This is a genomic window from Pedobacter sp., assembly GCF_037719805.1.
Taxonomy (GTDB): domain Bacteria; phylum Bacteroidota; class Bacteroidia; order Sphingobacteriales; family Sphingobacteriaceae; genus Pedobacter.
In genome coordinates this window covers 598,350-611,709 of the sequence record NZ_JBBJLZ010000001.1, presented here as the reverse complement: position 1 = coordinate 611,709, position 13,360 = coordinate 598,350, and the positions used below count along the sequence as shown (strand labels likewise).

The 13,360-nt window shown below is 39.3% G+C and carries 10 protein-coding genes; 7 read left to right on the top strand and 3 right to left on the bottom strand.

Annotated elements, in window-relative coordinates; genetic code table 11:
* Positions 1-22 precede the first annotated feature (22 nt).
* From WKF66_RS02805 to WKF66_RS02795, 3 genes are all read left to right on the top strand, one after another.
* On the top strand, positions 23-901 hold the full coding sequence (locus WKF66_RS02805; RefSeq protein ID WP_489672883.1) for a glycosyltransferase family protein: 879 nt from the start codon (positions 23-25) through the stop codon (positions 899-901).
* A gap of 91 nt (positions 902-992) precedes the next feature.
* A complete protein-coding gene (locus WKF66_RS02800) occupies positions 993-2,825 on the top strand; it encodes an ABC transporter ATP-binding protein (protein ID WP_489672882.1) in 1,833 nt (610 codons plus the stop codon).
* Between the two features lie 15 nt (positions 2,826-2,840).
* Positions 2,841-3,896, top strand: coding sequence for a glycosyltransferase family 4 protein (locus tag WKF66_RS02795; RefSeq protein ID WP_489672881.1), 1,056 nt, complete (start codon positions 2,841-2,843; stop codon positions 3,894-3,896).
* On the opposite strand, the gene WKF66_RS02790 is transcribed toward WKF66_RS02795, so the two are convergent.
* The gene (locus WKF66_RS02790) at positions 3,888-5,129 is read right to left on the bottom strand and encodes a glycosyltransferase family 4 protein (RefSeq protein WP_489672880.1); all 1,242 of its coding nucleotides are present in this window, start codon (positions 5,127-5,129) and stop codon (positions 3,888-3,890) included. The two genes, WKF66_RS02795 and WKF66_RS02790, sit on opposite strands and share 9 nt — an antisense overlap.
* Positions 5,130-5,278: 149 nt before the next feature.
* Between WKF66_RS02790 and WKF66_RS02785 the strand changes: the two genes are divergently transcribed.
* The 4 genes from WKF66_RS02785 to WKF66_RS02770 are packed head-to-tail and all read left to right on the top strand — an operon-like array spanning position 5,279 to position 9,293.
* The gene (locus WKF66_RS02785) at positions 5,279-6,115 is read left to right on the top strand and encodes a glycosyltransferase family 2 protein (RefSeq protein ID WP_489672879.1); all 837 of its coding nucleotides are present in this window, start codon (positions 5,279-5,281) and stop codon (positions 6,113-6,115) included.
* Positions 6,096-7,229: a glycosyltransferase family 4 protein gene (locus WKF66_RS02780; protein WP_489672878.1), complete on the top strand. Its 1,134-nt coding sequence runs from the start codon at positions 6,096-6,098 to the stop codon at positions 7,227-7,229. The genes WKF66_RS02785 and WKF66_RS02780 overlap by 20 nt, the downstream gene beginning before the upstream one ends.
* A gap of 1 nt (position 7,230) precedes the next feature.
* Complete coding sequence (locus WKF66_RS02775) at positions 7,231-8,034, top strand: DUF5672 family protein (protein WP_489672877.1); 804 nt, start codon at positions 7,231-7,233, stop codon at positions 8,032-8,034.
* 8 nt (positions 8,035-8,042) lie between these two features.
* On the top strand, positions 8,043-9,293 hold the full coding sequence (locus tag WKF66_RS02770; protein ID WP_489672876.1) for a glycosyltransferase: 1,251 nt from the start codon (positions 8,043-8,045) through the stop codon (positions 9,291-9,293).
* A 2-nt stretch (positions 9,294-9,295) separates the two neighbouring features.
* Here the strand turns inward: WKF66_RS02770 and WKF66_RS02765 are convergent, their stop codons facing one another.
* Both WKF66_RS02765 and infB read right to left on the bottom strand, forming a co-directional pair.
* The gene (locus WKF66_RS02765; RefSeq protein ID WP_489672875.1) at positions 9,296-10,156 is read right to left on the bottom strand and encodes a hypothetical protein; all 861 of its coding nucleotides are present in this window, start codon (positions 10,154-10,156) and stop codon (positions 9,296-9,298) included.
* Between the two features lie 75 nt (positions 10,157-10,231).
* Complete coding sequence (gene infB / locus WKF66_RS02760) at positions 10,232-13,279, bottom strand: translation initiation factor IF-2 (protein ID WP_489672874.1); 3,048 nt, start codon at positions 13,277-13,279, stop codon at positions 10,232-10,234.
* Between the last annotated feature and the right edge of the window lie 81 nt (positions 13,280-13,360).

The window sequence follows — 13,360 nt, the reverse complement described above, 5'->3', positions numbered from 1 at the left end:
ACTTACTTCTTAACAAAACTACATGAAAATTGCGGGTTTTTCTTTCATAAAAAATGCGGTTAAAAATGACTACCCAATCGTCGAAGCCATTAATTCCATATTGCCACTATGTGATGAGTTCGTGATCGCTGTTGGAGATTCCGAAGATGAAACATTGCAATTGATTAAAAGCATCAATTCGTCGAAAATCAGAATCATTGAAACAGTTTGGGATACCGAATTGAGGGTAGGTGGAACCATCTTTGCACAACAAACAGACATTGCCTTTAATGCAATTTCAGACAATATTGACTGGGCTTTTTACATCCAGGGGGATGAATGTGTTCATGAAAAATACTTGCCCCTGATAAAAAATGAAATGCTGGAAAATTTAGATGATTCAAACATTGAGGGCCTGTTGTTGAAATACAAACACTTCTATGGCTCTTATGATTTTGTGGCAGAATCTAGACGGTGGTACCGTAGAGAGATCCGACTCTTAAAAAGACTACCAGGAATCAGATCTTACAAAGATGCCCAAGGTTTCAGAATTGATAACCGTAAGATAAAAGTTAAACTAATTGATGCTTATATCTATCATTATGGATGGGTAAAGCCGCCACAAGGAATAAGCTTGAAAATGAATAATTTTAATCAGTACTATCGTTACGACTCTTTTATTCCTGAATATTCGCCTACGCCGGAAACCTTTGATTATGGCAACGCAGACAAACTTACCAGGTTTACTGAAGGTCCCCCAGCAGTAATGCTTCCTCGAATTGAGAAAGCCAATTGGAAGTTTAGTATCGATCCTTCTAAATTAGAGATCAATAGAAGCATTAAAAAAAAACTGCTGCAGTGGATCGAAATGAAGCTAGGTCTTCGGCTCTTCGAATACAAGAACTATAAAATTGTTAAATGACAATAGATTTACGTACCGATAGTCAGTGCCTAACTATCAAATCTATTAGGTGATTGTAATTCCGTACCTTTGATAAATTTCAAATTTTTTAATGAAAATATATTTCCGTTTATTATCATTTGCTAAACCCATAGAGAAATACGCGATACCATACGTACTGGTTACTATCCTCGCTATATTTTTTAATACTTTTCTTTTCACGTTGTTAGGCCCACTTCTTGAAACCATCTTCTCGGTTGGAAAGGAAGCTTGCGCCACGCCAACCAGCTTGGAAAAAGCTTCCACATTTGACGTTATTGCCAGGTTCAGCAATTTTATCAAGCAGTCAATCAGTACAAGAGGCACGATCTATACGCTCCAGTTGGTATGCGGATTCATCGTAGTAACCGTATTTCTCTCCAATCTCTTTCGCTACCTGTCGCAACGTTTTATGGAAGATCTAAGAGTCCATACGTTGCTAAATCTTCGCAAGACGGTTTTTAACAACGTAATGAATCTACACATTGGGTACTTTAGCAACGAAAAGAAAGGGGATATTATCTCAAAAGTTGCTTCCGATGTTCAGATTGTTCAGGGAACGGTCACCAGCACATTGCAGGTCGTCTTTAAAGAACCTTTGCAATTGATTTTCTGGATCGCTGTGTTACTTTCAATTTCAGTTAAATTGACGCTGTTTGCCTTACTGGTTATTCCGGTGTCAGGATTTATTATTAGTAAAATCGTTAAGCGTTTAAAAGAACAAGCAAAAGAGTCTCATGAAAGTTTTGCTAAGATGATTGGCTTCTTAGATGAAGCACTTGGCGGTGTAAGAATAATAAAAGCTTTCAATGCAACACAAAGAATTAAAGACAAGTTCCATCAGGAAAACGTTTTCTATTCTAATCTGGGTAAAAAAATGGCCCGCCGTCAGCAACTCGCATCTCCAGTCTCGCAAAGTCTTGGCGTGTTGGTCGTCGTTTTTATAGTATTGTATGGCGGAACCATGATTTTAAGCAACGAAACAGGGAGCCTGGAGCCGGCTAAATTCTTAGTATATCTAGCCACATTTTCACAAGTTATGCAACCAGTTAAGGCCTTGTCAGACTCTTTTAGTACCATTCATTCCGGTATAGCAGCTGGAGTTCGCGTATTAGATCTAATTGATACTAAACAAGAGATGCAGGATAAAGAGAACGCAATTGAGCTTGGGGGATTCCATAACACACTTACATTTAAAAATGTGAGCTTTAGTTACGGAGAAAGAGAGGTATTAAGTAATATTGATTTTACGATTTACAAAGGAGAAAAAGTAGCGCTTGTTGGGCCTTCCGGAGGCGGGAAAAGTACCATTATGGATCTCATTCCAAGGTTTTATGACCCTAAATCCGGTGCAATCTTAATCGACAATCACAATTTAATTGATGTCGCAGCAGACAGCCTGAGGAGACTAATGGGAAATGTAGGACAGGAATCCATCCTATTCAATGATACTATTTTTAATAATATTGCCTTCGCAAAACCTGATGCCACTTACGAAGAAGTTGTTGCCGCTGCCAAAATAGCTAATGCGCATGAGTTTATCCTTAATACTGAAAACGGTTATGATACCAGTATTGGAGATAGAGGAAATAAACTTTCAGGTGGTCAGAAACAAAGAATAAGCATAGCAAGAGCAGTGTTGGCTAATCCTCCGATCATGCTACTGGATGAGGCGACTTCTGCACTGGATACAGAATCCGAGAAATTAGTACAGGATGCATTAAACAGATTAATGGAAAACAGAACATCCGTGATCATCGCCCATCGATTAAGCACTATCAAGCACGTCGATAAGATTTTAGTGATCGACAAAGGACAAATAATAGAGGTTGGAACACATGCAGAACTGCTGCAAAAAAATGGCCTATATAGGAAGTTGATTGACATGCAGTCTTTTATTGACTAAACATAAACCGACAAGATGAGAATTGCCCTGGATTGTGAAAGAATGAAATACAGCCATACCGGCTTATTTGAATATTGTCGACAACTAGGCACTGCATTAAAACGCCTCAAAGGCCAGACAGATGAGCTATCTTTCTACTTAAATCCCTCTCTTCAGCAACATTTTGAGACCGGCGATAAGTTTATTAATCAGAATAGTTTGCAGAAGTTTATATTCCCACGAATCGATGACATTGACATTTGGCATACAACGTATCAACTCTCCAGATACATTCCAAAAAGCAGGAAGATAAAGCGGGTGTTAACCATTCATGATTTAAACTTCTTACATGAAGAAAAATCACCTGCAAAGGTTAGCAAATATTTACGCAAGCATCAAAGAAATATTGACTTATGCGATCACATCGTTGCAATATCAAACTTTACAAAATCAGAGATTTTGCAGCACTTGAATGTTGGAACTAAACCTATTACTGTTATTTACAATGGTTGTGCGGAGCCAATATTGTCTTTAAGCACCAAACCAAGCTACATTCCAGATAAACCTTTTCTTTTCGCTTTAGGCACTGTCAATCCTAAGAAGAATTTTCATGTATTAATCCCACTGTTAGAGAACAATGATTATGAGCTGCTACTTGCTGGCAAGCCAGATCCAATCTATATAAATAAAATAATGGCTGAAGCGCAAGCACTGGGCGTAGCAGACAGGATTAAAGTCCTTGGAGCAACTTCAGAGGATGATAAATATTGGTATTATCAACACTGTACGGCTTTTCTTTTTCCTTCTATCGCAGAAGGATTTGGTATTCCTCCAATTGAAGCCATGAGATTTGGTAAACCGGTCTTTCTATCAACTGCTACATCCCTGCCTGAAATAGGGGGTACTGCGGCATACTATTTTAGTTCCTTTAATTCAGAGGATATGGTTTCTGCATTTAAAAAAGGAATGGATGATTTCAACAATAATGATAGAACAGAAATGATAATAGAGCATGCCAGTCAATTCAATTGGAATAAAAGTGCACTCGCTTACCTACAGGTCTATCGCGAAACGCTGCAGAAATTATCTTGATACATAATCTATTGCTTTAGTAAACTTTTCCAGAACGGCTTTCCAACTGTAATTAGTAATTACATATGCTTTGGCTAGCTCAGAAATAGAACCTAGCTTATTATTTTCCTCTAAAAAGTAAGTCAACGCTTCCGAAAAAGAGTTATAATCGTAAAATATACGGCCAGCGTTACTTTGTTCTACATGGTTAACCAAAACTTCACTCGCACCATTCACAATGACCGGAACCCCATTCGCAAGGCTCTCTAAAGTTACCAGCGATAGGCTCTCATGTTCTGATGGCACAATAAGCGCCTTTGCATCTTGAAGCATCGCAAGTTTCAGATCTTCCGCTACAAATCCAAGGTGTATAATATCCTTGTTCTGAGGAATCTGCATAGAAGATTTTCCAATTAAAACCAGCTTGATCTCCTTATTAACATCTGCTTGATATTTTATGAAATGTGAAAGCATGACGTCGCTACCTTTCCCTGGGTCTATCCTGCCTATGTAGATAAAGTATGGTGCATCCGACTTCAAAACTTTTATCGGATCAATATGAGTATCGGCATTGGAAGGAGAAATGCCTATTCCCACAACATCATTATAAATTCTGCTGTTATTAAAGCGTTCATGTATCAGTCTCTGCTCTGCGCTAGTATTGTAAAGTATTGCCTTGGGTAGCTGAAAAAACTCCTGAAAAACGGGTAGCGTAAGGGCAGGTTCATCATGGGCAGTCGGGATCAAAATTGATTTATGAGGAGCTATTCTTAAGCCAAAGAACGTAGGATAATACAGATAAGTAAAGAAGATAAGTGCATCGTATTTGTATTCATTTTCCTGTAGATAGTTGATCAATCCCGGTGCAAATGGTCCTTGTTGTTTCGACCATTCATCACCCAGTTCTTTAAAGTTATCGGGTATAGATAATAATCTCTCCACTTTCTCTAAGATCCCAAGGCGTCTCAATCCCTGCTGTAAGAGCGTCCGCTTATTAAGCTTTTTAAGCAATGAATGAACTTTGCTTTTACTCCGCATATGATTTACCGTAAAACGGTGTACTTTAACACCATTTACAACAGAACTTCCTTCCGGATATTCATTTGCCCAAGTATGATAGTCTTGCGCGCAAGTGCTGAGCACATCTATGTCGTAGACGGTATTTAATTGCTCCGCCAATATCATTGCATGATATTCAGCACCGCCATTTATCTCAATACCATACCGCTGGACAATGATTGCAACTTTCTTCATACTATATAACAACTACTGAAAAGTAGCTTCGCAAAAGTACATATTGAATAACCATAATCATGGAAAAATCCAGATGCGTTCGTTTGTGCTATTTTCGATAAATTAGCATTTTTTAAAGCCCCTTACCAGAGAGAAGACCACTAAACGAAATGACTAATAAATTTTCAATAGTTACCGTTAATTACAACGACAAAAAGGGTTTAGAGAAGACCGTTCAAAGTGTAATTAATCAAAGCTTTGGGGATTATGAATTTCTAATTATTGACGGCGGTAGCAATGATGGTAGTCAAGAAGTATTAATCAAATATGCAGATCGAATTAAATACATAAGCGAAGCTGACAACGGTATTTATCATGCGATGAACAAGGGCATAAAGATGGCTACCGGTGCATATATTCTTTTCTTAAATAGTGGCGACACTTTAAACGACAATAACGTACTACAACAGGTGAATTATGAAATTGACGGAAGTAAAGACTTATATTTTGGAGACATCCTTTTTCAGGAGCGCACAAAAACAAGAAAAATCACTTCGCCTGATGTACTAACCTTTAACTTCTTTTTTACGGAGAATCTACCGCATCAAGCTAGTTTTATCAAAAAAGAGCTCTTTACCAGTATATTCTACTATAATGAAGAGTTCAAAATCGTATCAGATTGGGAGTTCTTGATCTATTCGGTCTGCAAGGCCAATATAACGTATAAACATCTGCCCATTATAGTTAGCTTGTATGATGGCACCGGGCTCTCTTCAGACCCAAACAATTATGTAATGATGTATGCAGAACGTGATGTTGTATTACAAAAACATTTCCCTGCATTCCTATCAGACTATGCAAAAATATCACTCTTTAAACAACGCCGCGTTAAGCAATTTTTGCGAATTAAAGAACGTCCGTTGGGATGGGAAATTCTTAAAGTGTTTATGAAAATACTATTACTCTTTATCCCGAAAAAAAATCGCAATGATGAGACTACTTATTGATCCTCAAATCTTCACGACACAAGAATTCGGTGGAATATCCAGGTATTTTACAGAGCTATGTGTTCGATTTAAAGAGGAAGAAGATATAGATCTCCACTTTCCAGTACTATACACAGATAATATATATTACCTTAACAGTAGTTTTTACCCGACTAGCTATCAGAATAAAAACAAGTTCCTTATAAGGTACGGTACGCTATTTCGAGCCTTTCTTCCGCGGAAACTGAAAAAGAAAAATAAAGAGCATTCAATTAAATTGCTGCAACAACAGTCCTTTGATTTATTCGTGCCTACTTATTACGATCCGTACTTTTTGTTACACTTGAAACAAAAACCGTTCGTCCTTACGGTACATGACATGATCCATGAACTATACCCTCAATATTTTGAAGATGATCCTGACACAATGCACAATAAAAAACAACTCATCTTTGAGGCAAAGCGGATAATCGCAGTTTCTGAGAATACCAAGAACGACATCCTAAGCATATATCCCGAGATTTCAGAAGACAAGATTGACGTGGTGCATCTGGCGCATCAATTCAGTGATTCCGTAGCTGTCCCAATTGGACTACCAAGTCACTATATCTTATTCGTAGGTAACAGATCCCTTTATAAGAATTTCACTTTCTTTATAACAGCAATTTCGCAGTTGTTTCACCAATTTAATGATCTACACCTAGTTTGTGCAGGGGGTAATGAATTTGATGAAGGAGAATTATCTCTGTTTGAAGAGTTTGGCATTTCCTCACGTATAATCCAGCAAAACTTTAAGGACTCGGAGCTTAAAGCCTATTATGAGAACGCGAGGTGCTTTGTTTTTCCTTCAGAATATGAAGGCTTTGGCATACCTATCTTAGAAGCGATGTCTGCAGGTTGTCCTGTAATTTTAACAAATAACAGCTCCTTCCCTGAGATAGCAGGTGATGCAGGTATTTACTTTGAACTGAATGACCATGCTGATTTGCGACAAAAGGTTTCCGAGATCTGGAATAATGGCGATTTAAGAGCAGAATATCAAGAAAAGGGCCATCTTCAGACACAAAATTTCACTTGGGAGAAAACAGCAAGCGAGACAATAAAAGTATATCATAAAGCATTAAGTAAATTTTAAAATGAAAAAATCGCCTGTTATCGTTATCCCAGTATATAAGTCACAGATTAACCATCTGGAGGAACTAGCCATCCAGCAGTGCTTCAAAATGTTAGGCAACCATCGGATAGTTGTAATAAAACCAAACGAGCTTTCACTTGATCACTATAGCATGACTTTTCCAGAAGTGATCAGCCTGGATAATGAATATTTTGCCAATATTACAGGATACAACAGACTGATGTTGCATTCTTCATTTTACGAACTTTTTCTTGACCATGAATATCTGTTAATCTATCAACCAGATGCCTTTGTCTTCAAGGACGAACTAACACATTGGTGCAGTCAAGGGTATGATTATATTGGAGCTCCTTGGTTAAGATACGCCGGATTTCCAGATTTTATAAAAAAATACAAGAATTATATACTACGTCACGTTCATACGAAACTCAACATTACGCAACCGGGCACTTATCTCCCAACAGATATTCAGTTTGAAAACCGCGTGGGGAATGGGGGATTTTCTTTACGAAAAGTCTCCAGGTTTTACGCAATATGCAAACAAGAGGAAAAGATGATAGACCTTTATAACGGGCGTGAAGAATACCAGTTTGCAGAAGACGTCTTTTGGAGCATTGAAGTTAATAGACATAAAAATCGCCTCAAGATACCAAACTTCAAAACAGCTGTTTACTTTGCTTTCGAAAATAATCCAAGTGATGCATTGGGCCTGACTAAGGGGGCAATGCCATTTGGCTGCCATGCTTGGGATAGACACCTGAACTTTTGGGAACCAATATTCAAGGAACTAGGCGTTAGTCTGTAAGAAATCAAATGGGAAAGATAAAGATACTGGAAATTGTAAACCAGCTTGGGTTAGGCGGAACAGAATATGCACTGCAGCTTTTTGCGAAATACATTGACAAAGAATACTTCGACGTTATTGTTGTTAGTTTACTTAAAGGAGGAGAGCGAGTTCAATTACTTAGAGATATGGGTATTGAAGTAGTGGTGTTGAACGGCAATTTTGGTGAATTAACTACACTCATCCAACAAACAGATGTGATCCACTGGCATGGTGGAGGTGCATTAGATTCGGAGCTATTTCAGCTGTTACAGCATCATAAACCCAGATTAGTCATTCAAACTAATGTGTTTGGAATCTACGAGCCCTCGCCACTCTACGACTTGATCGACTATGACCTTTATATATCTAAAATGATATTGGTAAGAAGAATGGCGTTAGACAAAAACCTACCAGTCAACTTCATCACTAAACGAAAAGCACTCCCTTACCCGGTTGATGTCGACAGCATTAACAGGCTGCTCCCATCTGATCAGGAGGTTACGGAATTTAAATCAAAGTATAACCTGAACGACAATTTTATTGTTGGGCGCATAGGCAGGCCTGACAATAATAAGTTTGATCTTATCACCTTAACTGGCTATGCTAAATTTGCGGCGAAGGTAGCCGACACAAGATTTTTGTTGGTCGGTGCAACAGAAGAGATGATCGCTCATGCAAATTCCCTTGGAATCACGAACAAATTGGTGATCCTTAAGAACACTGCAGATTTAAGGACACTGCTTATTTACTACAAAGCCATGGACGTTTTTTTGGCTGCCAGTCAAATTGGAGAAAGCTTCGGAATGGTGATAGCAGAAGCGATGACAGTCGGAACGACTGTTGTTACCATTAGCACGGAAGATAGAGACAACGCCCAAATTGAACTCATGAATAATGAAGAGAGTGGCATCGTGGTGAAGAGAAGTAAAACTGCAATAGCGGGCGCCCTTAGATATTTATACAAAACACCATCTGCAAAAGAAAAACTCTCCGTTAATGCTAAACTTAAGATCGCAAAGGACTACAAAGCGCAGAAAATAGTAAAGAGTTTGGAGCAGTTAATCTTATCACATTTTGATATGTCGACTCAACGCTACGTTGAAGAAAGTTTGATAAAACCCTACTCACAGGAGATGGTAGATGATTATAAAATAAGTTGTAGAAATTTATTCGGGCCATTTAAGGTGATTAACTTAGCTATTTTCAAATTAAAAAGTGCTCTAAACGCTTTTAGATAAGGCTATTTGCTTTTAATTTCCTTCCACACCCGGGAGAATACTGACTTTTTAACTGCTGGTATTTCGTCTGAAAGATGGATACGCTTAAGAGACTCCGATCTAATAATTTCATCAATTGTCCCTTTAAAAAACCTAAGCTTGGGCCACGCAGACTTCGTTAGCGGATGAAAGTTTCTTAAGGCGTAAGAATTATGTTCATCAATGGCATTCCAGAGCTTATAAAAACTGCCTGTATTGAAGTCATCTTTGTGACTCCAGTTGCGTAGCTTTAAATAAATCTCTTCTGGCGAACGGGCCCAGCTTTGATGAAGTACCAAATCGTCCCAAACCTCAGTAACATTCCCAGATTCATTATCTCTTGCCAAATCATAAACGGGATTGTTTGTTGCAAAGCTTAAGCTTTCAGTAGACTCCGAGATAATCAAAAAGCCATTTTCCACTTTCTTAAATAGTGTTGCAACTCTACAATCTATACTTACAGGCCCTTTTGGATTATACGCAAGTAGCTTTTGTACAAATGCTGCAAAATCTACAAAGTATTCATCAGAATCAATTTGCAGATACCAATCACTAATCCCCATCTGCTTACCCAGTAAATTCCGCTCCCGTGTATCGCATTGCATTGCTGTTAGGTCTGCTTGATAGAACTTATCCTGATAAATTGTTATTTTGTTTGAAACGTCAAAATCACTTACCCAACTCCAAAACTCTTCTTTGATCTCAAATTTCTCCCCTGCCCATGTCAACCTATCTACATCAACTGCGAAGTATATTTCGTCTACATGGTCATAAATCAACGGCAATAATGTCTTGGCATACTCGTAGTCGTACGATATTAAGATGCCTACTTTAATTACTTTCATTGAATATAAGTTTTGTAAAATAAAAAGAGCCATCTAATAGACAGCTCTTTAAAAATTATAGTGTGAAGTTGCAACTTACAACTTACGTTTTACTTCTACTTGTTCGTAAGCCTCAACAATATCGCCAACCTCAATATTGTTAAAGTTATGGATGTTCAATCCACACTCGTAACCTCTTGATACTTCTTTAACATCATCTTTGTAGCGTTTCAACGAAGCCAGTTCACCTGTATAAACTACTACCCCGTCTCTAACAATACGGATCTTACTGTTACGTGTAATCGTTCCATCAAGTACCATACAACCTGCAATCGTACCCACTTTCGTGATTTTGAAGGTATCTCTGATCTCAACGTTAGCCGTAATCTTTTCTTCAAACTCTGGAGCCAACATACCCTCCATCGCCGCTTTGATCTCATTGATCGCGTCGTAGATGATTGAATAAAGACGGATATCGATTTGCTCAGCCTCAGCAAGCTTACGCGCTCCTGGAGAAGGACGAACCTGGAAACCGATGATGATCGCATCAGAAGCTGACGCCAACAATACATCAGACTCAGAGATCTGACCAACCGCTTTACTGATCACATTGATCTGTATTTCTGGAGTTGATAGTTTCAATAATGAATCGGATAGTGCCTCAATTGACCCATCCACATCACCCTTAACAATCAGGTTAAGCTCTTTAAAGTTACCAATTGCTAAACGACGACCAATCTCATCTAACGTAATGTGTTTCTGAGTTCTAAGACCCTGTTCACGCATTAATTGTAAACGCTTGTTCGCGATCTCTCTTGCTTCAACCTCGTTCTCCATTGCGTTGAACCTGTCACCAGCCGTAGGCGCTCCTTGCATACCCAATACTTGAACCGGTACCGAAGGACCAGCCTGATCTACTTTCTGACCACGTTCGTTAAATAACGCTTTAACACGTCCGCTATAACTACCTACCAAAATAGGATCACCCACTTTCAACGTACCTGCTTGTACCAAAACCGTAGTCACAATACCACGACCTTTATCCAAAGTAGCCTCAATAACACTACCTGTAGCACGTTTCGAAGGATTCGCTTTTAAGTCAAGCAACTCTGCTTCTAACAATACTTTTTCTAAAAGTAAATCTACATTCAAACCGCTTTTACCAGAGATCTCTTGCGACTGGAAGTTACCTCCCCAATCCTCTACAAGGATGTTCATAACAGACAGTTGCTCACGTATTTTCTCTGAGTTTGCACCCGGTTTATCAATTTTTGTGAAGGCAAACACCAATGGGACACCAGCAGCTTGCGCATGGGCTATCGCCTCCTTAGTTTGTGGCATCACCGCATCATCCGCAGCAATAACAATGATCGCGATATCTGCAACCTTGGCACCACGTGCACGCATCGCCGTAAACGCTTCGTGACCCGGAGTATCCAGGAATGTTACTTTTTTACCTGTCGGTGTAGTTACCATATAGGCACCAATGTGCTGGGTAATTCCCCCTGCTTCACCAGCAACCACATTCGCTTTACGAATATAATCCAGTAATGATGTCTTACCATGATCGACGTGACCCATGATCGTTACAACCGGTGCTCTTGATACTAACGTTTCTTCAGCATCTTCTTCTTCAATTACGCTATCGCTTTCATCATCCGGTTTAACGAATTGTATTTCGTAACCAAACTCATCAGCAACAATTGTCAAAGTCTCTGCATCCAAACGCTGATTGATGGAAACGAACATTCCAAGACTCATACAGGTACCAATAATTTTTGTAACTGGTACATCCATCATCGAAGCCAACTCATTTGCCGTAACAAATTCCGTCACCCTTAATACCTTAGATTGAAGCTCTTGTTCCATTGCCGCTTCCTCAGCAGATAATGCTACATCATCACGTTTGCCACGACGAAGTTTAGCACGCTGAGCAAACTTACCAGACTTACCAGCTCCACTTAAACGTGCAAGTGTTGCTTTAATCTGATCCTGTATTTCTTTTTCAGTAGGTTCTTCCTTCGGACCACCGCCTGGTGCTCCTGGTTTTGTATTTCTGAAATTAGGCCTATTGGCCGTATTATTTGTATTATTTCTAAAATCTGGTCTGTTACCAAACGTTGGAGCGGCAGGTCTAGCAGGCGTAGCTTGTCCAGGTTGTGCTGCTTGTGGAGTAATACCAGTACTAGGGCCGGTAGTCGGTCCTCCTGGCGTTTTCTTACGCTTACGCTTACGTTTTGCCTCAGCGCTTTCGCCCGAAGAAGCAACAGGTGAAGACTTACGATCAGGTGTAACAGGCAAAGTGATCTTGCCAATAATATTAGGCCCTGATAGTTTTACAGATCTTGCTTTAATTACTTCATTGTCATCCGCCTTTGGTGTCTCAACTACCGGAGGCGCTGGTACTACCGGTGCAACCACAACAGGTGGAGTCGGTACTACCGTCTCAACAACAGGAGCCACAACTGGTTTTTCTTCTATTTGTTTCTCTTCTGCAACCTTAGCTTCTACAACTGGTTCTGGTTTCACTTCTGCAACAGGAGTTTCAACAGGTTTCTCTTCTTTTATGACTTCTGGTTCAGGAGCTTTAACTTCTGGAGCTTTAACTTCCGGCGCAGTAGGTGCCGCCTCAACAGTTTCTTCTTTTTTAGAAGGGCGAGATTTAGAATGCAGATCATCTAAATTGATCTTTCCAACAATTTTAACACCAGGCAAAGAACCCTCATCAGCCTTTGGAGCCTCAGGTTCAACAGCTGGAACAGGAGTTGGTGCAGGTGCCGCCGGTTTCACAGGCGCTTCCTCTTTTGCCTTCTCAACAGGGGGACTGTAAGAATTCAGGTTCTTGATTAAGATGCCTTCATTCTCAAATTCTATAGTTTTTCTAGGTGCTTCCGCAACTTTCTCAGTTACTTCTGGCTCATCACGACGTATCTTACCAATAACAATCTGATTAGCTTCCTCTTTCACAATTTTGTCACCTTGAAACTCCTTCAAAAGCGCATCATACATGTCGCGAGAGAGCTTGGTAGTGGGTTTATTCTCAACAGAAAAGCCTTTCTTTCCCAGAAAGTCAACGGCCGTAGCAATCCCTACGTTAAGTTCCTTAACTGCTTTGAATAAAATTATTGGTTTGTCGTCTGACATTGATTATCCTATTTTTCTTTAATTCTTATACAAAAGTAACGTTTATTCTTGTTTATTCTATGTATAAACAGCCAGATTTTG